This is a genomic window from Diplocloster agilis (assembly GCF_019042275.1).
In the GTDB taxonomy this organism is placed as follows: Bacteria; Bacillota; Clostridia; order Lachnospirales; family Lachnospiraceae; genus Diplocloster; species Diplocloster agilis.
This window is the reverse complement of sequence record NZ_JAHQCW010000018.1, coordinates 80,381-104,642: the sequence shown is the minus strand read 5'-3', so window position 1 is coordinate 104,642 and position 24,262 is coordinate 80,381. Positions and strand designations below refer to the sequence as shown.

Annotated in this window: 21 protein-coding genes and 1 tRNA gene; 1 reads left to right on the top strand and 21 read right to left on the bottom strand. The window is 48.1% G+C overall.

Going from position 1 to position 24,262, the window contains the following annotated elements; translation table 11 throughout:
- Positions 1-111: 111 nt before the first annotated feature.
- From KTH89_RS12140 to KTH89_RS12095, 10 genes are all read right to left on the bottom strand, one after another.
- A complete protein-coding gene (locus KTH89_RS12140) occupies positions 112-1,602 on the bottom strand; it encodes an ATP-binding cassette domain-containing protein (RefSeq protein ID WP_158345106.1) in 1,491 nt (496 codons plus the stop codon).
- A 17-nt stretch (positions 1,603-1,619) separates the two neighbouring features.
- Positions 1,620-2,414 carry a DeoR/GlpR family DNA-binding transcription regulator gene (locus tag KTH89_RS12135; protein ID WP_238721885.1) on the bottom strand — a complete coding sequence of 265 codons (795 nt, stop codon included), beginning with the start codon at positions 2,412-2,414 and terminating at the stop codon, positions 1,620-1,622.
- A 26-nt stretch (positions 2,415-2,440) separates the two neighbouring features.
- The gene (locus tag KTH89_RS12130; RefSeq protein ID WP_238721882.1) at positions 2,441-3,376 is read right to left on the bottom strand and encodes a ribokinase; all 936 of its coding nucleotides are present in this window, start codon (positions 3,374-3,376) and stop codon (positions 2,441-2,443) included.
- Between the two features lie 250 nt (positions 3,377-3,626).
- Positions 3,627-4,706, bottom strand: a complete 1,080-nt coding sequence (locus KTH89_RS12125) for an autoinducer 2 ABC transporter substrate-binding protein (RefSeq protein WP_158345100.1) — start codon at positions 4,704-4,706, stop codon at positions 3,627-3,629.
- A 98-nt stretch (positions 4,707-4,804) separates the two neighbouring features.
- Entirely contained in the window at positions 4,805-5,818 is a 1,014-nt protein-coding gene (locus KTH89_RS12120; RefSeq protein ID WP_158345098.1) for an ABC transporter permease, read from the bottom strand.
- A 14-nt stretch (positions 5,819-5,832) separates the two neighbouring features.
- Positions 5,833-6,819, bottom strand: coding sequence for an ABC transporter permease (locus KTH89_RS12115; RefSeq protein WP_158345096.1), 987 nt, complete (start codon positions 6,817-6,819; stop codon positions 5,833-5,835).
- 25 nt (positions 6,820-6,844) lie between these two features.
- On the bottom strand, positions 6,845-8,335 hold the full coding sequence (locus KTH89_RS12110; protein ID WP_238721881.1) for a sugar ABC transporter ATP-binding protein: 1,491 nt from the start codon (positions 8,333-8,335) through the stop codon (positions 6,845-6,847).
- 419 nt (positions 8,336-8,754) lie between these two features.
- A complete protein-coding gene (locus KTH89_RS12105; RefSeq protein ID WP_238721880.1) occupies positions 8,755-9,597 on the bottom strand; it encodes a hypothetical protein in 843 nt (280 codons plus the stop codon).
- A gap of 12 nt (positions 9,598-9,609) precedes the next feature.
- Positions 9,610-10,674, bottom strand: coding sequence for a DUF5716 family protein (locus KTH89_RS12100; RefSeq protein WP_238721879.1), 1,065 nt, complete (start codon positions 10,672-10,674; stop codon positions 9,610-9,612).
- A gap of 4 nt (positions 10,675-10,678) precedes the next feature.
- The gene (locus KTH89_RS12095) at positions 10,679-14,284 is read right to left on the bottom strand and encodes a DUF5717 family protein (RefSeq protein WP_238721878.1); all 3,606 of its coding nucleotides are present in this window, start codon (positions 14,282-14,284) and stop codon (positions 10,679-10,681) included.
- Between the two features lie 136 nt (positions 14,285-14,420).
- On the opposite strand from KTH89_RS12095, the gene KTH89_RS12090 reads away from it, so the two are divergent.
- Positions 14,421-15,533, top strand: a complete 1,113-nt coding sequence (locus KTH89_RS12090) for a pyridoxal phosphate-dependent aminotransferase (RefSeq protein WP_238721877.1) — start codon at positions 14,421-14,423, stop codon at positions 15,531-15,533.
- A gap of 3 nt (positions 15,534-15,536) precedes the next feature.
- Here KTH89_RS12090 and KTH89_RS12085 read toward each other — a convergent pair whose 3' ends face one another.
- The 11 genes from KTH89_RS12085 to KTH89_RS12035 form a co-directional block, all read right to left on the bottom strand.
- Positions 15,537-16,343, bottom strand: coding sequence for an MBL fold metallo-hydrolase (locus tag KTH89_RS12085; RefSeq protein WP_238721876.1), 807 nt, complete (start codon positions 16,341-16,343; stop codon positions 15,537-15,539).
- 525 nt (positions 16,344-16,868) lie between these two features.
- Positions 16,869-18,233, bottom strand: coding sequence for an FAD-dependent oxidoreductase (locus KTH89_RS12080; RefSeq protein WP_238721875.1), 1,365 nt, complete (start codon positions 18,231-18,233; stop codon positions 16,869-16,871).
- Positions 18,234-18,390: 157 nt separating this feature from the next.
- Positions 18,391-18,993: a hypothetical protein gene (locus tag KTH89_RS12075; protein ID WP_238721874.1), complete on the bottom strand. Its 603-nt coding sequence runs from the start codon at positions 18,991-18,993 to the stop codon at positions 18,391-18,393.
- Positions 18,981-19,496 (bottom strand): flavodoxin family protein, encoded by a 516-nt coding sequence (locus tag KTH89_RS12070; protein WP_238721873.1) that lies wholly within the window; start codon positions 19,494-19,496, stop codon positions 18,981-18,983. The genes KTH89_RS12075 and KTH89_RS12070 overlap by 13 nt, the downstream gene beginning before the upstream one ends.
- A 16-nt stretch (positions 19,497-19,512) precedes the next feature.
- Entirely contained in the window at positions 19,513-20,163 is a 651-nt protein-coding gene (locus tag KTH89_RS12065; protein ID WP_238721872.1) for a Crp/Fnr family transcriptional regulator, read from the bottom strand.
- Between the two features lie 98 nt (positions 20,164-20,261).
- A tRNA-Gly gene (locus KTH89_RS12060) sits at positions 20,262-20,333 on the bottom strand.
- 129 nt (positions 20,334-20,462) lie between these two features.
- Positions 20,463-21,233, bottom strand: a complete 771-nt coding sequence (locus KTH89_RS12055; protein WP_238721871.1) for a nitroreductase family protein — start codon at positions 21,231-21,233, stop codon at positions 20,463-20,465.
- 93 nt (positions 21,234-21,326) lie between these two features.
- Positions 21,327-21,572 carry a hypothetical protein gene (locus tag KTH89_RS12050; protein WP_158345072.1) on the bottom strand — a complete coding sequence of 82 codons (246 nt, stop codon included), beginning with the start codon at positions 21,570-21,572 and terminating at the stop codon, positions 21,327-21,329.
- A gap of 361 nt (positions 21,573-21,933) precedes the next feature.
- Positions 21,934-22,092, bottom strand: a complete 159-nt coding sequence (gene rd, locus KTH89_RS12045; RefSeq protein ID WP_158345070.1) for a rubredoxin — start codon at positions 22,090-22,092, stop codon at positions 21,934-21,936.
- A 212-nt stretch (positions 22,093-22,304) separates the two neighbouring features.
- On the bottom strand, positions 22,305-23,144 hold the full coding sequence (locus KTH89_RS12040) for a DegV family protein (RefSeq protein WP_158345068.1): 840 nt from the start codon (positions 23,142-23,144) through the stop codon (positions 22,305-22,307).
- An 88-nt stretch (positions 23,145-23,232) separates the two neighbouring features.
- Positions 23,233-24,249, bottom strand: coding sequence for a glycosyltransferase family 2 protein (locus KTH89_RS12035; RefSeq protein WP_158345066.1), 1,017 nt, complete (start codon positions 24,247-24,249; stop codon positions 23,233-23,235).
- Between the last annotated feature and the right edge of the window lie 13 nt (positions 24,250-24,262).

Sequence of the window (24,262 nt, the reverse complement as noted above, 5' to 3'; positions counted from 1 at the left end):
CAAAAGAACCCGGCGGGCCGGGAGCCCTCCCATATAGCATCCCTGTCCTTTGTCCTTAAGCAGCGGGCATACCCAACCCCGAGGAAGATCCAAGAAATCCCCCCGTAGTCTTCAAATATCATGCTCCTCTTCCTGCCCGCTCCAGGCAATCAATTCCTTTTCATGGAGCGCGTAATTATTAAACTTGCGCACCACCTTTCCGTCTTCCACCACAACAATCACATCGCAGATGCCCGCGACCTCGTGATAATCATTGGAGATCAGAATAAGCCCACGGCCGCGCATCTTCAATTCATTCATAATATTATAAATGTCAATTTTGGATACGGTGTCTATATTGTCCGTAGGATTTGCAAATATAAAAACTTCCCCTTCGGATAAGATATTCTTAGCAATCAGTATCTTTTTCTGATGGCCGGTACTGATATGTTCTATTTTATCCTCCGGCTTTGCTTTGATCGAAAGCTTGTCCAGATAGCTTTGGCAGATTTTCGTCTGTGTTTCCAGATCCCTGCACTTTACCCGGATGGCAAACGGGAGCATGTTCTCCCGCACCGTCTGCCCTGGAAACAGATACTGGTCGATCACGTTGGAATCCAGGAAAATAATTCCGGCTTTCATCGCATCCTGCGGGGTAACCAGTCTTATTTCTTTTTCCCGGAACAGCACGTCCCCTCCCTGCTTCGGATGATATTTATCCGAAAACAGCAGTTCCCCGAAGGAAGCCGGCCCTTCTTTTTCCAATCCTACCACGCCTACGATTTCCCCCTCCCGCACATACAGGGAAAAATCGCTGATCACGTTATTGCTGATATGTTTTAACTCCAGGATCTTCGCCTGGGGCTTTACAATCGTCTTCGGGGGATGTTCATTGGTGATCTTGAACATCATTTCTATCACATTTTCAGGTTTCATATCGGCGACTTTCACCGTTTCCACCAGATGCGAATCCATGATCGCGCTGATTTCATCGGAGATTTCCATCACCCTTTGTATCTGATGGGAAATATATAGGACGGCTACTCCGTCGCCCGCCATATCCCTAATAATTTTCTTAATCCGGTCCCGATAGAACTCATTCACATTCGCGTCAATTTCATCCACCACCACAACCTTTGGCGAAAACAGCTTGATGCGGAGAAGTTCCAGGATATTGCGCATAGAGTTGGAAACCTGGCTGATCTGCCAGTCCATATTGCACTCCAGCCCATAATACTCTAATTCGCTTTTAAGCCTTTGAACGATCTTTTTCTTATTTCTTATGACACTTAACGGACTGCCGTCTTTTATGCTGTTCAGGCCGTAGAGCATGTTTTCCCGAACCGTCAATTCCGGCAGCAGCGTCGAATGATAGTCTACGATAAACACACCTGACCGCATGGCTCTGCGTACATCCCAGTTGCTGCATTCCATGCGGTCCAGATGCATATGGCCGGAGTCCTTTTGTATTACGCCTCCGACGATTTTGCCTAACGTACTCTTGCCCGCGCCGTTATAGCCCAGGATTCCGTGTACTTTTCCCCCCTGCAATTCCAGGGTAATATTCTCCAATACTATGTTGTCCCCATACTGCTTGCAAATCTCCGAAATTTTAAATACCATGTCCCGTGTCCCTATTCCTACAAATCAAATTTCTGATGCAAACGAATACCATTCTTATAAAAACATCTTTTATAGTCTTCCGGTATGCTGCTGTCCGTCACTACATAATCTCCGCCGCAGATATCATCCACTTTAATCAGTCCGATCTTGTCAAACACTTTCCCCTCCATGATGACAACCATGTTTCTGGACTTGCTTTTGATCTCTCTGTAGATCCAGGCATCCTCCTGTTCATTCACCGTCAGGCCATATTCCAGGTCAGCGCCCTGTATATGAAGAAAGGCTTTGTTTACCCGAATATCCGGAAAAGGAATCCCTATACTGCTGTTGCTCATTACTTTTTTCACATAATCCACTTCGCCGCCGGTCAGAATCACCTTGTTCTTCCGGTCATGCTCCATGATCTGCAGCACCATCAGGCTGTTGGTAAATACAACAACCCCCGTGCGTTCATATAATCGTTCCGCCAAAGCGCGATTGCTCTCTCCACGGCCCAGAAAAATTACATCATAATCTTCCACCAGCGTCAGGCAGATTTCGCCCAGATCCCTGGCAGAATCCGAAATCAGCACAGGTTTAACTACCGACTGCATTTGCTGCGCCTGTCCCGTCTGGGAAGAACCGGCTGTATCATTATTCAAAATCGCTCCGCCATAGGTTCTCTTCAAAAAGCCTTCTGATTCCAGCTTTTCCAGATCCCGCCGTATCGTCACTTCCGACACTTTCAGATAGCTGCTCAGCCAAATGACATCCGCCGATTTCTGTTCCGTGAGTATTTGCTTAATTTTCTCTAATCTCTCTATTTGAAACACCAAAGACACCCTTCCATATATCAGCCCTACAAAGTTTCGTTCCTCAGGTACTCTTTTTCAAAATTCATAACCGCTTCTTTTGTCGGAAGACTGGGGCTCGCCCCCTTCTTAGTCACTGCGATCGCACCGCACTTGGTCGCATAATCGATCGCGTCTTTTGTACTTTTATTTTCAAGAACACCCACCGCGAAGCCCGCGCTGAAGCTGTCGCCCGCTGCCGTAGTGTCCACTACATTCACCTTATAACTCTTTTGGCGTATCCGTTCATCCTTGCTGATATAGAGACAGCCACTGCCTCCCAGCTTCACCAGCACGCATTCCACATCCAATGCCAAAAGCTCTTCCGCCGCCTTTACAATCTCCTCTTCCGTCTGCACTTTGCGCTCCACCAGGGCTCCCAGCTCCGTCTCATTGGGGCTGATACACCAGGCTCCGCGCAGCTGTTCCGCTTTGCACCCACGGATCGGGCCGGCATCCACAAATACTTTCACTCCATGTTCTTTTCCAAGCTGCACAATCCGCTCGACGCATTCCAAAGGAATCTCCAGCTGTGTCAGAATCATATCCAACTCCGGTATCAAAGGAAGGATAACCTGATCAATATCTTCTACCGTCATTTTCTCATTGGCGCCCGGGGATACCAGAATCCGGTTCTGGCCGTCGCCTTCCACTATGATATAGCACTGTCCGCTTCCGCCGTCTTTCACTTTCATATAGCTGGTATCGATTCCACTCTGTTGCAGCGTATCAATGAGCCGTTTTCCATTCTCATCCTGGCCCACACACCCGAAATATACGGTATCCAGCCCCAGCTTCGCAGTTGCTCCGGCCTGATTCGCGCCTTTTCCTCCGCAGATCAGTTCCACATCGTTTACATACACATTTTCTCCACCAACCGGCATATGTTCCACGCTAATGACGATATCCATATTAATACTGCCGATAACAAGCACTTTACCCATGCATGCTCCTCCTTTAACCCGTTTTTATCTTCACCGAACCGCTGAAAACGGTAAAAATTACTCTTCCAAATAATCCGGCCTCTCTTCCAAAGATCCGGAACTTTTCGACAAAAAACTTCCTCTTCTTACTATAATAGAATAAGAGGTGGATTGCAAGAAGCAAATCCACCTCTTAGAGATTCATTTCAATAGATCAGCCGCAAGCTTGTTTCTATTGTTGCAACATGCAGTTACCTTAGAATCTTATTCATTATTTTTTCTCGTAGTCATCCGGAGGCCCCATAACGACGATCTTGTCATTTTCCATTACCAGAGGGCTGTCCCAACCATCGATGGTAGCACCGTTAGATAAGGTATTGCCATCCAGCAGAGCTTTAGCACAAGCAACGGTTAAGTATCCAAGATTCTGGGTATTCCACAGCATACCGCAATCCAGAGAGCCATCAGATAATACATCCTGGCAGTCTTCTTCTACGCAGGTACCAACTACAGTAACTTTATCCTGTAATCCTAACTCACGAACAGCCTGAGCGGTTCCGATAGGAGCCGGTGTGGACATACAGATGAATCCTTTCAGATCCGGGTAAGCTTTCATAACGTCTTTAGCAGTAGACAGAGCAACATCCTGTTTCTCATCTGTCGGGTAGGGATCTGCAACTAATTTCAGGTTCGGGAATTTTTCTTCTGCATATTCTCTTGCATATTTGATCCATGCATTTAAGTTAGCAGCGGAAAGTCCACCGGTGATGATTGCATATTCGCCTTCTTCAGTTCCCATGTACTCAACCAGTTTATCTACGCAGTGCTCGCCAAGTTCTTTATCAGAAATCTGATGAATGGAAGCGTCTACAAGATCTTCGGTTGCAGGAGTATCCCAGTCAAGAACTTTGATTCCGGCTTCTCTTGCTTTTTTCAGAACCGGATCCAGAGCAGCGGGATCGTTAGGAGCTACACAGATAGCGTCTACGCCCTGTGTAATATAATCTTCAAGCATTTTAACCTGCTCTGCAGCATCAGCTGTAGTAGGTCCGTTGTAGATTACGTTAACGCCAAGGTCTTTACCAGCTTTTTCAGCACCCTCACCGGTCTGGTTGAAGTAAGGGATACCAATCAGTTTCGGCATAACTACGATATCATAGCTTTCGCCGGAAGCAGCAGGTGCTTCACTTTCAGCCGGAGCTGCGCTCTCTGCAGGTGCCGCAGGTGCTTCGCTTTCAGCGGGCGCCGGAGTCTCAGCCGGAGCTTCTTCTTTGCTTCCGCATCCTGTTAAGGACATGGTAGCAACCATTGCTGTTACCAGTGTTAAACTAAGTAACTTTTTCATTTTCATTTCATTTCCTCCTTTTTTTGAATGAAATTGTTGCTCATTTTATGTAAAGACTGCGGGAGGACCAGGCCTCCCTGCTGTCTTCGAGCCTGTTTGTCGGCTTATTTCGCGGTAGCTGCCGCTCTTTCTTTGATCTTTCTGTTATCTTCCATCACTTTTGTGATATAGCGAAGGGCCAGAACTACGATCAGGATACCGCCGGTAATGATATTGATGATATAGCGGTTTACGCCCAGGATATTCAATCCTGTGGAGATAACCTGTACGATAGCGACTGCAAGAACTGTTCCTGCCACCGTACCATGTCCGCCGGAGATGCTGGTCCCGCCCAATACAACCGCGGTAACTGCCTGCATCATATAAGAAGAACCGTAATCGGTCTTAGCGGAATTATATCTGGAAGAAATCAGGATGGAAGCAAGACCTGACATAACACCGGAGTAGATATAAACCTTCAGCAGCGTTTTCTTCGTGTTGATTCCTGAGAACCGGGTTGCGATCTCATTGCAGCCCACCATGTACACTTCCGTACCCCAGGCGCTTCTCTCAATCAGAAGATAGCTGACGATAATAACCACAATGTAGAGAATGATGGGGAAAGGAATACCCAGCACCGAACCGTTGCCCAGGAAGGAATATGCTTCCGGGAATCCGGAGATGGAACCGCCCTTTGTAAAGGCAAGGCCCAAGCCTTCAAATAACGTCTTGCTTCCCAGGGTAACCAGCATAGCGGCAACGCCGATATAGGCAACTACATAACCATTGATCACACCGCAGATGACTGCCACTGCCATACAGGCAATAAGTCCTAAGACGATACCCAGCGCATTGTTATTCTGGCTGAACTCACTGGACAGAATAAACGCGCATACGATACTGGAAAGGGCGGCGCCTGTGGTGATAGAAAGGTTAATCCCGCCGGTCAGAACCGCGATCATCATGGCGATAGCCATAAGGCCGAATTCCGGCATCTGGAACATCATGGTCTTTATATTGTTTCCGGAAAGGAACTTATCCGGCGACAGAATACTCATCAGTACGAAAATACCGATAAAGATAATTGCTAATGTCAATTCATTGGAATGTTTGGATCTCAAATTTTTAAAAAAGTTCATTTTATCAATTCCTCCTATTCCTCAACATCGACACGAACAAGTTTCGCCTGTTCACGTTTCCGGTTAATAACGTCTACAGATACAGCTATAATAATTACGAGACCCATAACAACCTTCTGCCAATAGTTGGGGATTCTGGCAAGGATCAGGCCGTTTTTCAGCACTGCCATCAGGATTACGCCCAAGGTCGTTCCAAATACGGTACCCGTACCACCCATAACGCTGGCGCCGCCTAATACAACGGTGGAAATAACGTCCAGTTCATATCCGGTGTAGGTATTCGGGTCAACCTGACCGACGATGGAGATATGAGCCGCAGCTCCCAGTCCAGCCATCATACCACAGAAAGCGTAGATAAAAATCAAAATACGGTTTACATTGTATCCAACACGGACTGCGGAAGACTGGCTGCCACCCACTGCGTAGATACCACGGCCAACCAGCGTAAACTTCAGGATCAGCCATGTTACCAATCCGGCAAAGATCAGCATGAAGAGCTGTGTCGGAATGATTCCAAAGAGCTTAAAGGATCCAAAGCTTACCCACCACTGGGGCAGGCCGGAAATCCAGGCGCCGCCGGTTCCCAGAAGAACCGCACCGTTTACGATCGTCATAACGCCCAGCGTCGTAACGATCGGAGGAATATTAAACTTGGTGATAATCAATCCATTGACCACACCTACTACCGCTCCCACAATCATAGCTACCAGAATTACGATAACCGGATTGGAATTCGGGAAAGCCAGCATAAACTTACCTATTACCACAGCGCTAAGTGCGATCGTCGCGGATACCGACAGATCAATACCGGCGGAAATCAAGACCGGCAGCATACCGAATGCCATAATACCATATACGGAATTACTCTTCATAAAGTCCATGATATTGGTTACGGTCAAAAATGCGCTGCTCAAAAATGTCAGAATTACGGACAAGATCACGACGATCAGTATAATACCGAATTCTTTTCTTTTCACAAAATTCTTAGCGAAATTCTTCACGTTTCCTTACCTCCCTATCTTTTCGTTAAACAACGGCCTTACTCATGATCATTTCCTGCGTCAGGTCTTTATTCAGGAATTCTCCTGCAATTCTGCCCTTACGCATGACTAATATCCGGTCGCTGACAGATAAGATTTCAGGAAGCTCCGAAGAGATAACGATTACCGCCGTGCCCTCACTGGCCAGTTTTCTGATAATCTGATGAATTTCCGCTTTTGCGCCGACATCGACACCGTTCGTAGGCTCATCCACGATCAGGATTTTAGCCTCGGTAGAAATCCATTTTGCCAGAACTACCTTCTGCTGGTTACCGCCGGAGAGCTGCATCGCCAGCATATCCGGGTCATTGGGACGGACATCCAGCATATCTACCCATTTATCAACGGATGCACGCTGAGTCTTACGATCGATTAATCCTATTTTATTTCTGTATTTTTTCAGTACCGGAAGAGTAATGTTACTTTCAATCGTCTTCGGCAGCACCAGTCCCTGGGTCTGTCTGCTCTCCGGGATATAAGCGATCCCGTGCTGCAACGCCTGCGACGGTGATTTGATATGTACCTCTTTGCCCTGCACGTAAACCTTACCTGCGTCCGGAGGATTGATACCAAATATCGCCTGTGCCATCTCACTGCGTCCGGCGCCTACCAGACCTGTGATGCCGATCACTTCACCTTCGTGAAGCTCGAAATTGATATCCTTGAAGTTACCCTTCTTCGAAAGCCCCTCTACCTTTAAGGCAACCGGGCCTTTATTTTCCAGATTCGCGTAGCTCTTGATCTCTACCTTACGGCCAACCATCATCGATACCAGATCATCCTCGGTAACATCTTTGGCGTTCACCGTATCCACATACTGTCCATCACGGAAAATCGTGAAGCGATCGGAAACATGGAATAATTCTTCCATCTTATGGCTTACGAACATGATCGCAATGTTCTTTTTCTTCAGATTATCAATGATGTCATATAATGTTTCCACTTCGTTTCTGGACAATGCCGATGTAGGCTCATCCAGGATAATCATTTTGGCGTCCTGCGCAACAGCGCTGGCAATCGCGACCATCTGCTGTTTTGCCACGGAAAGGTTCTCAACGATTTCTTTCGGATCGATCTCGGCGCCTACGATAGCCAGTGCCTTAACCGCTTTCTCATTGATTTCTTTCCACTTCAGTACCGGGCGGTTTTTCTCGATAATCTCATTGATACCGATATTTTCCGCAACCGTCAGGTTGCCAAACAAACTGAAATCCTGATATACAACCGATATACCCTGACGGATGGCATCCATAACACCGTTTAACTTTGTTTCTTTTCCCTCGATCACTATCTTGGCTCCCAAATCCGGTTGTTGGAAACCGGACAGGATTTTGATCAATGTCGATTTGCCGGCACCGTTCTCACCAACCAGTGCATGTACCTCACCGGGAACGATGTCAAACTTGACGTTATCAAGCGCCTTCACACCAGGGAAAGTTTTACTTACGTTTGATATTTCTAAAAACTTTTCCTTCACCTTTCCACCTCCGCGAATCATGAACAAACTTTTGCAATTATGTCTAGAATGTGCATTTGCTTTCGTTTGTGATTATTATAATTTCCTTCGGCAGTATTGTCAACAAAATAAATCAACAAACAGGCTAATTTGCCTATTTGTCTAAAAACGTCATTCGTTTTTTGTGTATTTTGCCAGTCTCCATCCTTCTATTCGCACTTTTTCAAGTTTTTTCTTTTTCCCAAAATGATTTATTCAATCTTCCAATAATTGGTTCCCCTCTACATATTTCCCGTTTTTATTCACATCTCGTTCATATTTTATTTAATTTTTGTTTCGAATCGATCAAAGTCGAAACTTTCGAATCGAAAAGCCGGGTTCAGGACAACCGGCGGACTTCACATCCGACGGGCATCCTGAACCCGGCTTTTTGATTCACATTAGCGGCTGCCGACGCAAGCGCCTTGAATATTTTTCCTGAATTCCCGCTTCCAATCACCAGTTATGGCTAAAAGCTCTCCCCTCTCATCCTCACCGGCCCGGGCAAGCACACGCTCCAATTCCTGAGCCTCTGCCCCCGACCGGTTCAGCTCCCGCAGTTCCTGAAGCCGTTTTTCCACTTCATCCGCCTGCTGCTTCGTGGCCTGTCCTCTCTGAATCAATCCGGCGTAAAGCTCTGCCGGAAGCCCCAGACGCAGCGCTGCCGTAAACGCAAGCATGACTTCCGGATCTTTTTTCAGACGGTAGGATTGCATATAATACTCGGAGGCCTCTTTAAACCGGAACATTCTGGCGCAGGCCGTGCCCAGATTATGGTACACCTGGGCATAAAAGCCATCGTAAGCCTCGGCTCCCTCCTCCTTAATGATCTGTCTGTATTCCCTGATCCCGGCCTCATAGCGGTGCAGCTCCACATACCGGTCGCCTCTTTTTTTGCGTTTGACGCTCTCAGGCTCGTTCAGGATTGTCCGCAGCATTTTTGCGGCCTTCTGAACCTCCTGGGCATTCAGATAGGGGGCGTCCTCGAAGATCCGCTCCATGATATGTACCAGTTCCGTATTCTGTCTGACCATCTCCCGGATATCTCCTGCAAGCCCCGGCAGTTCCAGATCCCTCTCCAGCCATCGCACAAAGCTCTCCGTCAGCATCTCCCGCCCGAACAGGTACAGATTATGATATATGAAATAACACACTTCTTCATAGGAATAGAGCCTGACATCCGCCTGTTCCACATAATATGGAACCGCCGCTGTCTTCCCATGGCATAACCAGATTCCACCCATCGCCGTCTCCTCCTATATAGAAATGTCTTGTTCCCAACTCAGCCCACTGGGCGCAAAGAATTCACCGAACCCGGCATCTTCCACCAGCACATGACAGCATCGGACACTTTTGCAGGTAAAGGTAAGCTTAAGTCTCGTAGTACGCTTTGGCCGCTTGGGAAGGCCCGGAATGGGGATGACTTCCTGCCTGGATTCTCCCGTATAAGCCGACTGGACCACCAGGGCGATTTCTTCGGCATCGTCCGCGATCACCTCGCACACCACATGGCAGGTTCTCCAAAAAATCCCCGCAGACATCACTTCTCTGCACTCTCTTCCGATCCTCGCCTCGGTCAGTATACCGATAAAGCTCTTCGTATTCCGTTCGCCCAGATAGATAAACGGCACTTCCTCCCCGCCGGACGCCCTTTTCTCCTTTGTAAAGCTAAGGGCCGCATAGCAGGCTCCCTTGGAAAACAGATTTTTTCCCTGGAATACCCTTCTGCCGGCGCACAGTACCTTCAAGGAACGTTTCATCCAGTTTCCTTCAAACGCTTCCCCGGCCAGAAACACGGAAGACACCAGTTTTTTTCGGAAATAATTCATAGCCAGCTCCGCAAACGCCTCGTCCATACCGTCGTCCCCGTCAAACACTTTCACCGGCCCCGGAAAAACCTGCACCAGATACGGCCTGGTCTGGCGTTTCATAATCATCTCATAGCTTCTCAGCACTCCCTGCTCCAGCGTAAACAGAACAACCGCGTGAGTCCACAGGTCCGGCTCCTGATGCACCACAAAGTGCACAAAGCTTTCCAGATAATCCTGCACGTAGATTGCCGTGTCCGGTATCCCGGCGCTTTTTATTTTTTCCACACATTCCGCCGCGGCGTCAGATTCCGGGTCTTTGGCCGTCAGAACGAAAGCCTGCACCTGTTCCGGTTCGCACGCACCCGCCACCGCGCAGTCCTCTTTTTCATGGTTGGCCGGTATCTCAACCGTCATGGGCTCCCCGTCGCTGCCCACAAAGCTCAGCCGGATATCCTCTTCCGTTATATTGCATCCAAAATGTCTTCTTAGCAGTTCCGCCAAACGTGTCACCCCGCTATTCCTTCAGCTCAAATAAATGTTCGGTCAGCATCTTTACTTCCTGGTATTCCCTCATTCTGTCCGCCAGCTTGTCCGGATGAGCGCTCTTTGTCCCGTCTTTTTGTACGCTGTTTTGCCGCTTTTCCTCTTCCAGCATCAGCACCGCGTTCAGCATATCAAACTTCATGCCGGCCGCAACCGTATCCGGTCCGCCTTGCAGGTAAAATCGGATATCGGAATTACTCTTTGTCCCGTCGCTCCTGATTTCGGTAAAATAATACTGCAGCGTTTCCCCATAGAACATTGGAATTCCGATTACAAAAATCCCTTCCAGCATGTGTTTCATCTCTTCACAGAAGTAAGCTTCTTCCCTGGTATCCCTGCTGTTTATCTTATAGGAAACGACAACGGAGCTCTTCTCATCCGTCCGGTATTCCAGATAAGCGTTTCTGGATAGCTCCTGCGGCATACGGATCTTTTTTTTCAATTCCTGGTATACGGCAAAATACATATCCCTGTCTGCAAATGCTCTTATAATCTCAAGCGCCGTTTTCTGTTCTTCCTCCGACAGCGCTTCTGCTTCACCTGCCCAGGTAAGAATCGCCAAAAGGCAAATATCCGGCAGTCTTTCCTTCCGCCGGTACTCCCTGGCCAGCAGCTCCATAACCGGCGTACCCGGCTTCTTTCCTTGCATGATATAAAGCCAGGATTCCCATGCCAGGTAGGCCGACTCAAGCCTGTGTTTCGGCCCCTTCCGGCAGTAATCCAGAAACATGGCGTCGCCCTGTTCGCTCATCTGTTCCGTGAACAGGATCTGCATCAGCACTCTTTCTTCGAATTCATAGGTATCGGTTTCAAACTTCCGGGCGCAGTTCCAAAGCTCAAACAGCTGCTTTTGGGGTCCTTTTAACCAGGCCAGAAGATACTGAAGAATCACCAGATCGTACTTGCTGTTTTCCCATACGTAAGCACAGAGGCCCAGCAGATACCGGTCCTGTTCATAGTCATTCATCATAACCAGCCGGGCGCACAGCTTCACCAGCATCCGGAGGGGGATTCTCTCATAACCATAGGCATTGACCGCCGTATAAGCTTCCGGGTATTTCCCTCGTTCGATCAGGATCTCCGTCAGTTTATGGGCCTCTTTTGCCGGGAACTTCTCATTTCCGAAGGTATCCAGAAAACCATCCGGGTCCCGGCTTTCCCTGTTCTCATAATAATAATCCAAGATACCGCTGCGAAGCTGCCTGCTAAATGAACTGCTGATTCCCGGCTGAACCGACAGCGCTTCATAGAACGCGATCGTTTCATCATTATAGCAAAGCGGCCTGCCCTGCTCTTCACAGACATGCAGCAGGATACCCATGTGGCCGCCTGCCAGTTCCTTGCATTTATCCAGGAAATCGCCGTTCTTCATTACGCGGATACACTGGGCAGGTGTTAACGCCTCACACCAGTGCTCCTCCCCATCATCCAGCAGAATCACCGCATTTTTCGTATACAGACGGACATAGGCCGTCCCCTGCAGGACAGGCACCCGGCGTTCTTTGTCAAGCCCTGGATGGATCACAGTGGCATATTTTACCTTCGTATCATCCGTGTTTAGCCTGCAGGTGAATAGCACATCCGCCAGCGCCCACGCCAGTTCCCCTGTAAACTGTATTTCCTTCAGCACATGCTGGTATACCTCGGCCAAATTCTCATTGATCCGTCTCTCCATCAGCTGTTCCAGGGCAAAGCGCTCCATCAGCGGCACAAACTTCTGATATACCGGAAGATTCTGCTCCCGGTAACGGATCACATTCGCATAGAGCTGCGCCCTCTTCCGGTAGTCCAGCTGGCTGTAATAGGCAAAATACAAAAGAATCTGCTGCGGCAGGGCCTGGGCGTAGTCCTGCGGGAGGGCATACATATAATATTCATACAGCCTGGTAATCTTGAGCTCCTGCTCCACTCCCAGCGCATACCACTCAAACGCGCCGGTATCCGTCACGTTCCCTTTGATCAGCAGGGAACAGATCGCCGCCGCCGTGTCTTTCATTTCGAATTCCCGGTAACAGTAGACCAGGATCCGGTATAGAATCTCCTCGTATTTCTTATACTTGGCCGCCAGCATAGATACCCGCTCCGCGATCTCTCTCGTAACTACGCCATGCCTCACGGCAAAGGTTAGTATCTGCAGTTCGAAGTTTTTAAGCTTATTGAGCCGCCCCAGATTTTTCCGGATCAGATCATAAGCTTCCAGATATATCATAGGGCTTGCGCAGCCTTGCAGAAAGCGCTGTTCGATCAGCTCCAGTTTCCGCTCCTGATTGCGCTCCAGGTTCTCATCCATGTAGAGCAATACCCACAACAGCTTCCAGCTGCCCGGGCATTTCCCGCAGAGCTCCTTGACCTCGTACGACACTTTATTGATATAGCTTCTGTCCCGGGAATACAGGCTCTGTAAATATAGATAATACCCCCTGGCCTCAGGCTGCGCTTTGATCTCCGCGTTACCGTCCAGTTTGTTCAGCATATGCCTGGCCTCTTCATTATTGCGTTCCGCCAGCAATAACTGGATCTTCACCAGGACGTAGAATACATTTCTATCATCCGCCTTTTCCAGCCATTCGATCTCTTCCCTGGAGTGGTCCGTCCAGGTCTTTAACGGTATTTTCCGCTGTTTAAAGTCCATATACAGCTGCATAAGCCGTACCTGGCGCCGCTTTACTTCCAGCCTGCGTTCTCTTTTGCGGCGGACGTCCTCATATACCGCTTCCGCCACTTCCACCTCATACACAAGCTCCTGTCCCGGAGCTTCCAGGGTAATCTTTCCAAAATTTTTACCGCTGTGCAGCGAACCGGAATCAATCCGGTAATGCAGCTCATATAAATCATTATGAAAAGTTCCGGAATGGATCAGCGATGTGTCCGGGATTAACCAGGGCACGTCCGCAGATACCCGGACATTGAGATACCCCGGCACGCTTTTTCGGATCGGCAGCACCTTTTCTTCTTTGGTATCCGACCGGTAGCATCGGATTTTATAGCTGTCGATGGAAATCCGGGCATTTGGTTTCAGTCCGGCCGCTACCAGGAACCCTTCCAGCACCTGTTTTTCCATCGTAGTTTTCAGACAGCCCCGGTAGATCTCCCGGTACTTCTGATCCTCTGCGTTGAGCAGTTGTTCAAAATCCCTGCGCACAAAAAACCGGTAAGCTTCCTCGTAATCTTCGGCCGCCAGTTTTACAAAGGCCTCCAGCGTATCCGCAGGCAGTACGCTCCCGCCCGCCGCCGGCTGTCTCACCGACGCCTGAAAGGGCAGTTCATATTCACCCGCATCACAGATCACCCAGAAACTGCCGGCCGCCTCTTCTTTATCCAACATGCCCGCAGCGTCAAATATGTAATCAATCTCAATCGTACTGTCCCTAAATTCCGGGGTCAGAACCTGCATTCTCGGCGAAGAGGAGTACACTTCGCCTTTCACCAGCCGGTCATTTTCCTCCTTCATGGAAAACTTACCGGTATAGGTCTCCGCTTTTTTTAACACGATTTTTACCGGTTCCTCCGGCATTACAAGCTTCAGGGCTTCATACCGGAAAACCCCTCTGGCCATCTGTTCAATTCGTCCGATCATGCAATCACCAAGCCTTACTCCAAGCCTTAGAAACAGTTGCTTTTTTATTAGAATCACGCTATAGTAAATTATACACTTTAAAACAATACCGCGCAACAAAAGATATACGTGCGGCCGGAAAGGCAGATGTTATCTTATGATTAAACATGTAGATCATTTTCACGGCAGCGATCTGGAAAAAATCGCTTCTATATACGGGATTCGCAAGGAGGATATCGTAAGCTTCAGCGCCAACGTAAATCCTCTGGGCATCTCTCCCAAGCTTCGGGAGGCCCTGGCGGAGAAGATTGATGTCATCACCTCTTACCCGGACCGGGAATACACCTCACTCAGGAAATGTATCGCCCGCTATGCCGGGACAGACCTCGGCAATATCATCGTAGGTAACGGTTCAACCGAATTAATCTCCCTGTTCATACAGATCGAGCACCCCAAAAAAGCCCTCATCATCGGGCCTACCTATTCGGAATATGAGCGGGAAGTATCCCTGGGCGGAGGAACTTCACTGTACTATCCGCTGCAGGAGAGCGAAGATTTTAAACTGGACGTGGAACATTTCTGCGGCAAATTAAACGAGAGCATTGACCTGCTGATTATCTGTAATCCAAATAACCCCACTTCCACATCCATCACCCGCTCCGACATGCGCCGGATCCTGGACGTGTGCAAGCAGCATGACATCTATGTGATGGTAGATGAAACCTATGTGGAGTTCGCGCCGGACGGCCTGGATGTCACCGCGGTGCCTCTGACGGAATACTACAACAACATCGTCATCCTGCGGGGCATCTCCAAATTCTACGCCTCACCGGGCCTGCGTCTGGGTTACGCCATCACCGGCAACGACGATCTGGTCAAAAAGATCAATAACCGCAAAAATCCCTGGACCATCAACGCTCTGGCTGAAGCCGCCGGAGAGCTCATGTTCCAGGACACGGATTATATAAAGGCCACCAGGCAGCTGATCAGCGCCGAGCGCAGCCGGATCTACCGGGAATTAAGCAGCTGGGATACGGTGAAGGTCTACGAACCCACCGCGAATTTTCTGCTGTTCCGGATCCTAGAAGACTCCGTAACCGCTCAGGATATCTTCGACTCCTGTATCCGCAACTGTATGATGGTCCGCAACTGTTCCACCTTCCCGTTCCTGAACAATAAATACGTGCGGTTCTGTTTTATGAACCCCGCTCAGAATGATGAGCTGATCCGGTGTATAAAACAGGTGTTAGCCGGCGGGCCAGCGCGATAGCGCTCATAACGAAATAGTCATACCGACTCCCGTTTCAGTTACCGGGACTGTTTGATGGATACCGGCCTTTGCCCGGAACGAAACACAATGGCAGGGATAAAGGTTTTCAAGCTGTAAGCTTTTCAGGTAAGCGGTCGTATTTTCCAGCCGCTCGTTTTCCTGAAACAAATGGAATCCCCCTAAAATACCTGTTATTCTATGGATCCCGGTTACTTTCCGGGCATGTTCAACGATATTACAGATACCGCTGTGGGAGCATCCGGTGATCACGAACAAACCGTCTTTTCCCCTGTAAGCCAAAGCCGAGTCTTCCGTAACCAGATCCGGGATACGTCCGTTGGAATTATATTTCCATCCGATCTGGCTGCGGGGCTCGAAATCATTATATGCGGGGATCTCCCCCAAATAAAGCAGGTTGGAAGAAACCCAGTACGGTTCCGATGTAAAGTTGACGCAGAATCGTTTCCGAAGCTCTTCTTCCCGATAAGGAGCGCCGATGGACTCCCCGTCGTACTCCTTTTCCCAAAAGGCTTCCGGATGTGCAATCAGCTCTAACCGTGAAGTATCCATCCATTCGCTAAGATACCGAAGACCGCCGGTATGGTCATTATGCCCATGTGATATAACCACTTTATCAAGCTTCGTCAAATCTATTCCCATCTTACACGCATTCTTTAAAAAAACGTCAGAATATCCCGCGTCAAACAAGATTTTCTGATCCCCGTCCTCCAGATAAAAACAAGCCGCCGGTTCCCCTAAATAATACTGGTCGATAAACGTATTGTTATCCGCCAACACCGTCAATTTCATTATTCAATCCCCCATCACTAAAAAGTTTATAATGACAGTGTACCATCCCCCCCGCCAATCCACAACCGCAAAAGTCTGCACCAGTGCAGGGGCTTGGGGCTGTAAAAGGGCCGGTTTTGGTACGGACAGCAAGGCGGCAAAAGCCGTGTGCAAAGTACGTCCGGGGGCTGCCTGCCTTCCGGGCGAAAGCGGACCGGTATCCACGGCATTGGGCGGCCGTGCGTCTGCTAAGTAAAAACGGACCGGTGGATTCAGGATGCGTGGCGGCGTTCCCCGCCGACACGCAAGGGGCTCTGAACCGAGAACGCCTCAAGCGTTCTTGGTGAATAGCCCCGGTTCCTGAATCCACCGGTCCGTTTTTACTTAGCAGCCGCCGGCGCAAGCCCACAGCCGCGGATACCGGTCCGTTTTCGCCCGGAAGACAGGCAGCCCCCGAACGTACTTTGCACACGGCTTTTGCCGCCCTGCTGTCCGTACCAAAACCGGCCCTTTTACAGCCCCAAGCCCCGGTCCGTTTTCCAAACTTTACCCCCGAAACAAATCATTAAAAGCCTCGCTCATAGTGGGATGAGTATAAATCGCGTTCCCCAAAACCGTGTAAGGAACTTCCGCGTCCATGGCCAGTTTGATCAGATTGATCATCTCGTAGGATTCCTCGCAGAACAGATGGGCGCCCAGTATCTGGCCGGTGCGCTGGTCGATGACGGCTTTCAGCATTCCGGTTGGTTTTTGCAATACCTGGGCTTTGGGAATCGCCATGGCGGGAAGGCGCATGATTTTAATCTCATAACCTTTATCCCCGGCCTCCTTTTCACTAAGCCCCACGCGGGAGAAAGGAGGATCCAGGAATACGCTGTAGGGTACCGCTCCCCGGTTCTTCGTCGTGCGGCTGCCGTCTCCCAGAACGGCAGAGGTTACGATCCGGTAATCATCCAGGGAAATATAGGTAAACTGAAGCCCTCCCGTTACATCTCCCATGGCCCAGATATTGGGTGCGGTGGTTCTTAAGTGGATATCTGTTTTGACCGCGCCTCTTTCTGTCAGTTCCACACCCGCTGCTTCCAGATTCAGCCCGGCCACGTTCGGCCTTCTGCCGGTGGCGACGAGAATGGCTTCCGCCTGTATGGTGACCTCTTCGTCCTGAGCAGTTACATTGAGAACCGCATGATTATCCATGTCGGTAACCTTTGTCGTTTTCGCGGATAACAGAACCCTGACTCCCCTGTCTCTTAAGCTTTGCAGGACAGCTGCCGCGATCTCCTCATCCTCTCTTGGCAGGAAGACCGGGCCGTCCTGAATGACGGTGACCTGGGAACCAAAATTCTGATACATGGATGCGAATTCCATTCCGATGTAGCCTCCGCCTATAATCACCAGCCGTTTGGGCAGCCGCTCCAGATCCAGAAGCGTTTCACTCAGATAAGCGTATTTGCTCTCTTTGAGACCCGGAATCGGGGGAATGAAAGGGCTGGCCCCTGTATTGAGGAAGATCAGGTCCGTTTTCAGCTCATCTGTTGTCCCGGCCCTTTCTACGATGACCGTATGAGCGTCCCGCAGGCTTCCCACTCCCACGTAGATTTCTACATTGGGCAGATCATTCAGCTTTTTGTAATTTTTCTGCCGAAGCTTTGCAGTCAGCTTGTTTTTTTCCGCGATGGCCAGCTCATACCGGTGGGTCTTTTCTTCAAAGCTGCCGCCCATATCCCGGGATAAGGCCGCGCTATGTACCAGGGATTTGGAAGGAATACATCCCACATTAATGCAGGTACCTCCAAACATTTTCTCGGACCGCTCGATCAGCGCTACTCTTTTCCCGGCAGCAGCTAACTCCTGAGCCAGTGTTTTTCCGCCTTTTCCAAAACCAATGATAACCGCATCGTAATTTCCCATCTTTTCTTCCCCTTTTCCCTAACTGTATATTTATTAGTTTCAGTTCTATATGTAATTATATAAGTTACAGTTAAGTTTGTCAATAGTTTGCGGATAAATTGCGCTATTTGTTATCCTGTTTTGTAAAGAAACGTATTCTATTTCCGGCCAAATGGTTTTATTCTATCTTCATACTTTCCATCTGTTCTCTGGTAATGCCATTTTTCTTGCCATACCTGATCCAATAATCCGTGGATGCATTAATATAAACCCTTTTCGTAAGAGGCATCGCCGTATGGAAAGATCCATATTTCTGTTTATCTATTGATGCAGCAAATTTTTTTATTTTCTTGTCTGCTAGAAATTTGAACGGCGTGTCTAAGATTGCCTCTCCGCTGCCAATGCTTAAAGCTGATCCAAAAGCATAACCGTTTTGCCCGCAAAATAGTTTTATCATCGATATGGCCACGTCGTTTTGTTCCCACTCGATAAATCCGCAGTTTATCAATACGGATATGACAGGTTTTGACCGGGGCGCGTGATCTTCCAGCGTTTTTAAAAACTGAAGAAGCGTTGAGGGAATCCCGTCCACATAAAGGGGAAATACAAACAGGACATCGGAAAACGCCTCTATTTTTGCGCACAGATCTTTGTGATTGGACTTCGTAATATTATAATATTCACAGCCTGATGGATCATATTTTGAAAAAATCTCTGCGTAACGTTTAGAATTAGATCTGGGCGCTCTTGGGCTTGCGTTTAAGATCATTACTTTTCCCATTTGGATACCTCCATTCTCACCGTTTGCTCTAACTCTTTTTCACGGACAAAAAGGACCTGATAGCTATCAAAATTCATATTGTACGCGTTGCGGGCCACGAGCTTTTTAAATACATCCCTCTCCCCGCTTCCAATGTCCCCGTACGCAATAATCGTTGCCTTTTTTAATGCTACGTCGCGCTGAACGTGATGCGTCTCGCCATTCACGAGGCGTATAAACGGCTGCTGGACCGGAATGGAACGTTCTAGCATTGTTTTCATCACCGTATCATATCCTCCGTATTTTATTCGGCTGATATAAAGCAAGGTATCACTTTGCGCAATATATGGATATACCTTTACCGCATCATCCCGGATGACGCATTTTCCCGGTGTTTTCGTCCAACAGCCAAAGCATCCGGTACAGTTTGAAATGTTTAATTGTGTCAGGTCTATATATTGAATCGTGCCACTGCTGTTATCAATGGAAATATTTAACGCTCTATCACTTAAGATTAGTTTCATATTCTTTCCCCTATCTTTAAGTATAAATCTGAAAATGATTCCGTTGGAACCGGATTCTACCCTCTTTTTGCAGCTTTCCCAGCTCATTGGATAAGGCGCTACGGTCCACAGCCAGATAATCAGCCATTTCCTGCCGGTTAAAAGGCAGGTCAAAAGGATTGCCCCTTTGAAGCGCCTGCCCGGACAGATAGGCCAGCACTTTTTCCCGAATGGTTCTCTGCGTAACGATCTCGATCTTCCGGTTCATCTCTATGGTTTTTCGGGCCAGAATCTGTACCATATTTCGGATGAGTCTGCTGTGATGTTCGCAGGAAGCCGGACAGGAAGTTATCACTCTTGCGTAATCCAGAAGCAATATCCGGCTGTCGTCGGCAGCCAGTATAGTAACCGGAAGCTCCTTGATCCTTCCGCAGACAAATGCCTCGCCAAACAGCTCGCCCGGTTCAAGCTGCGCCAAAATCATGCGGTTTCCCCAGAAATCTTCTTTCAGAATCTGCAGTTTTCCTTCCAGCAGTATCCCAACGCTTTGGATTTCATCCCCGGCCGTAAATACCATGCGGTTCTTAGAAAATTTCTTTTTTTCTACCCCCAGGCATTTTAACAGGCCGGTAATTTCATCGGGTTCCATATTCGCAAACAATGGACAGCTCATCAAAATCTCATCCACTTCACGCTCTCCCTCCTTTAAAAAATTTTTATTGCGGGATATATCAAAAGCCGCCGGATCTCCCTCCGGAAACCCAACGGCTTTTATAAAATAAAAAAAGCGCGAGACGGGATTCGAACCCGCGACCCTCGCCTTGGCAAGGCGATACTCCACCACTGAGCCACTCGCGCTTATTGCATCCGGCACTGCCAGACGCAGTATTTAATATACTATAGGATAGCAAATTTGTCAACAATTTTTCTAAATTTTTTCTCTGTTTTTAAATAAAAGTTTTTTAATAAACTCCCTCAACTCCAAAATTATTTTCCCAGCACGACGCTTATCACGTACTCATTGTTCGGCACGGTTTTATGGGTAATATTCTCAAGCCGGCTCATCACCGCGTCAATCCAAAGATCATCAATGGCAATCATCAAATGCGCTAGGACGATTCCCATGTCCACCCGTTCCCACTTCCGGCTTCTGTAGGTGAAATGCCCTGATTTTCTCATAAACACATGGATCCGGTTCCCATACACCACGAACCTCCAGGGCTGGCCGTTCATCGCAGAAGGCGCGAGACGCGCGGCGTCCAGCAGTTCCCTTTCACTGCGGCCGGGCTCCTCTTTGAAGACACAAAGTTCCTGAAGATCCAGCCTTTTGGCATCGGCAGGTTTCCTGCGCAGTTCCCCTTTCGCCTCGCCAAAGGCGATCACCAGCGTCAGTATCCGGCCCTGCCTGTCGACTTCCCCTTCTGTCAGTCTGGCCATCCCCTGATAGCAGCTGCCGATCCCCCTGGAGAACAGGTATAAGACCATCTGCTGCGCCATATAACCGGCGTTCTGCAGATATCCTTCCCGTTCTTCGGAATAAAACAGCAGATAATAAGGGGCCTTTACCGTAAACATCCCCTTGATACCGGCTTGCTTGTCTAAGTTGGAGATAATCTCTATTTTTGTATCAATTTCCGCAAAAAGCGGAATCAGCTCTTCTTTATATCGGCTGATTCCGCTCATACTCTTCTCATTTAACGGATCCATCCGGAAATTCCGGACAGACCGCCGCTCAAATATACTTTCATACAGAGTCATGCACTTTCACCACCGCCATAATTCTGTAATTATTATACTACAAAATTGATAAACATTATGACAAAAATGCAGTGGAATTTAAAGAAATTCTTATTAATTTTCTCCCTCTTCCTCGAGCCCATTCATATAGTTGTCCACAGCAGACAAATCCACATAGGCAGTTTCCACAGGCCGTTTCTGAACGATATCGTAAACGGAAAAGCCAACCCAGCCCAGAGCAGCAACCAAAATGACAACCGCAACAACCTTTAAGACTATCCGTTCTACTTTTTGTTTCTTTAATATTTTCTGTCTGTTCGCCTTTTCTTTCTTATAGCGATCCACTTTTTCCTGGCTCATCCTATTTCTCTCCTTGTACATAAGTTCCAACAGCTTTGGCTGTTTATCTCGTATCAGTATACACTATTCCCGGAGATCTGTCCAGATTCTCCTGTGAAATTCAGGGGCCCGATATTCTAGGATTTTCAATCCTCTGTTATGCAAATAGACCGGGGCCTGATTCCCTTATTAAAAAAGAGTTTTTAGTTCATAGGCGCGCTTTCCTAAGGAATAAAAACGGTATATATCCTCTCGCCGGATATATACCGCTGGCTTTTGTTGAACTCTTATGCGTTATAAACTCTTATGTAGCTCTAAGCTCTTATACAGTTCCGAGCTTTTATGTAGTTCTGCTCTTTATTCCGCCGATTCCTGCAGCTCTTTACTCTTCGGAGAATAATTCTTTGCCTACTCCACAGATCGGGCAGACCCAGTCTTCCGGAAGGTCTTCAAAAGCCGTACCAGGCTGAATTCCATTATCCGGATCCCCAACCTCCGGATCGTAAACATAACCACACGGATCACATACATATTTTTTCATGGTAAAATCCTCCTATATCATTTAGTTTAATATTAGTAACTATTACTGTTTTTATAATATCATATTTTCCTTTATTGTCAAGCGTTTTCATTGAATTATCATACATTTTTTTGATATTTGTGAATGAATGTCGAAAAAGCCGCTTGAACATGGATTCCTGCGGCTTTTGCTTTCTATTTGATACTTTATTGGGCTGCGAATGCTGCGCCGTCTCAGACAGCGATGATGATGCCTCCGTCGTTTGCGTACATGCTGCTGATCCCGGCTGTGTCCACCACAAAGATGCCTTTGGGCATATAGCGGGCAATGATTTCCTTTTTGACTTCTAACGCCCGTTCCGGACAGTTGCAGTGGGCGATTCCCAGAACTCTGTTCTTAATATCCGGTGTTTTTTCCCCGATCTGTTCTATCATCTTCATCAGGGCTTTTCTCACCCCGCGGGCCTGGCCCAGCTGATAGATCGTTCCCTCGTTCGTGGCTCCCATAACCGGTTTGATGTTCAATGCGCTGGCTACCAGAGCCTTAACGCCGGTCAGGCGGCCGTTTTTGCGGAGAGTCTCCAGGGACTCCAGTACGAAAAAGGTATTCATGGAATCCAGATACGCTTCCACGGTTTTTACTACCTTTTCAAAGGGCATTCCCTCCTCCTCGCACTGCTGTATCTTCATGGCCGTCAGGGTCTCCCCAACGGATGCGGAACGGGAATTGAATATCCATATCTTCTTGTCGTCGTGTTCCTCTTTATATAATTTCTTAGCCAATACCGCGCTGTTGTGGGAACCTGACAGTTCCGCGGAGAGAGTAACCGCGTACACATGCTCCGCTTCCCCTTCGAAGGCTTCCACATATCTCTTGGGAGACGGGCAGGAAGACTTCGGGCAGTTAGGGCTGGCCGCCACTTTCTTTAAAAAATCGGCCTGATCGAAGGTCTCGTCATCTACTATATGATACTCATCCACATCCATAGACAGGGATACCGTCTCAAAATGCGGATCTTTTTTTAAGTTTTCAGGTAATTCCCCACAGCTGTCGACAATGATTTTATAGCTCATAAATTTCCTCCAAAATAATTACCACGTTATGTAGTTTTTAATACCACATAATAGTAACATAGATGACACCTTTTGAAAAGGGGGAAACTTAATTAAATCCAAAGAAATGCTGCGTGACTTTATAAGCCGCGATGGAAAGCTTTCGTCCACCCTTTCCCGGAAGGTTACAGGCCCTTCCCAGAAGTCCGAATCTCAGTTTGATATACAGCCTGAGGTTTTGCTGTTTTAAATATTTCCACAATTCATTTTTCTTATTCAGATTTTCTTCCGTTCCGGAACGGATCAGCATGATGGAGGATACCGTCATCATGATTTCCAGATAATTCGTCATATATTTTCTGAGTTTCCGGTTGGGAATACGGAACACGTCATAGGCGTCGATCATGATCCGGTTGACCAATAGCTGCTGATCGATCCGCCGGATCATGACGTCCTCATTTACCGACTGATCATCCCTGCCGATAAAATACCGGTAAAAATTCACATCCAGGTAGTACATCGTCTTTACATAGGGCAGCGGCTGATATACGAAAATGTTATCCACATAAAAAGTGTGCTTGGGCAGCTCCAATCCACATTCCCGGAGCAGCTGTGTGCGGTAGATGACCGAATGCATCAAAATATACTGGCCCCTGTGAAGGTGCATCACGTCCTTCCAGCCAAACAGCTCGTCCACGGGAAAGGCCGTCTTATAACGCATAACCTTCTTATGAACCGCGCCCTGCTTTTCATAGACGAAATTGCTGATGAGCATATCCAGAGTTGTCCTGCCTCCCGCCATCTGGTGAAGGACACTTAAGATTTTCTTATAAGCCGCTTCATTCACCCAATCGTCACTGTCCACCACCTTAAAATACAGTCCGGCGGCATTTCTAAGACCGCAGTTCACCGCTTCGCCGTGTCCCCCGTTTTCCTGATGGATCGCTTTTACGATACCGGGAAACCGCGTCTGGTATTCATCCGCAATCTGCCCGGTGCCGTCCGTGGAGCCGTCATCCACGATCAGTATCTCGATCTCCTCTCCCCCAACTAAAAGAGAATCGATACATCGTTTCATATATCCTTCAGAGTTATAGCAGGGCACTGTTATCGACAATAATTTCATTTTTTCCTGATCC

Coding starts and splice junctions, on each gene's coding strand:
- rd (WP_158345070.1), bottom strand. CDS start 22,092: ATGAAAAAATATGTATGTGATCCGTGTGGTTATGTTTACGATCCGGAG.
- KTH89_RS12130 (WP_238721882.1), bottom strand. CDS start 3,376: ATGGGTAAAGTGCTTGTTATCGGCAGTATTAATATGGATATCGTCATT.
- KTH89_RS12090 (WP_238721877.1), top strand. CDS start 14,421: ATGATTAAACATGTAGATCATTTTCACGGCAGCGATCTGGAAAAAATC.
- KTH89_RS12140 (WP_158345106.1), bottom strand. CDS start 1,602: ATGGTATTTAAAATTTCGGAGATTTGCAAGCAGTATGGGGACAACATA.
- KTH89_RS12035 (WP_158345066.1), bottom strand. CDS start 24,249: ATGAAATTATTGTCGATAACAGTGCCCTGCTATAACTCTGAAGGATAT.
- KTH89_RS12080 (WP_238721875.1), bottom strand. CDS start 18,233: ATGGGAAATTACGATGCGGTTATCATTGGTTTTGGAAAAGGCGGAAAA.
- KTH89_RS12075 (WP_238721874.1), bottom strand. CDS start 18,993: ATGGGAAAAGTAATGATCTTAAACGCAAGCCCAAGAGCGCCCAGATCT.
- KTH89_RS12070 (WP_238721873.1), bottom strand. CDS start 19,496: ATGAAACTAATCTTAAGTGATAGAGCGTTAAATATTTCCATTGATAAC.
- KTH89_RS12120 (WP_158345098.1), bottom strand. CDS start 5,818: ATGAACTTTTTTAAAAATTTGAGATCCAAACATTCCAATGAATTGACA.
- KTH89_RS12050 (WP_158345072.1), bottom strand. CDS start 21,572: ATGAGCCAGGAAAAAGTGGATCGCTATAAGAAAGAAAAGGCGAACAGA.
- KTH89_RS12125 (WP_158345100.1), bottom strand. CDS start 4,706: ATGAAAATGAAAAAGTTACTTAGTTTAACACTGGTAACAGCAATGGTT.
- KTH89_RS12055 (WP_238721871.1), bottom strand. CDS start 21,233: ATGACTCTGTATGAAAGTATATTTGAGCGGCGGTCTGTCCGGAATTTC.
- KTH89_RS12105 (WP_238721880.1), bottom strand. CDS start 9,597: ATGGGTGGAATCTGGTTATGCCATGGGAAGACAGCGGCGGTTCCATAT.
- KTH89_RS12040 (WP_158345068.1), bottom strand. CDS start 23,144: ATGAGCTATAAAATCATTGTCGACAGCTGTGGGGAATTACCTGAAAAC.
- KTH89_RS12085 (WP_238721876.1), bottom strand. CDS start 16,343: ATGAAATTGACGGTGTTGGCGGATAACAATACGTTTATCGACCAGTAT.
- KTH89_RS12095 (WP_238721878.1), bottom strand. CDS start 14,284: ATGATCGGACGAATTGAACAGATGGCCAGAGGGGTTTTCCGGTATGAA.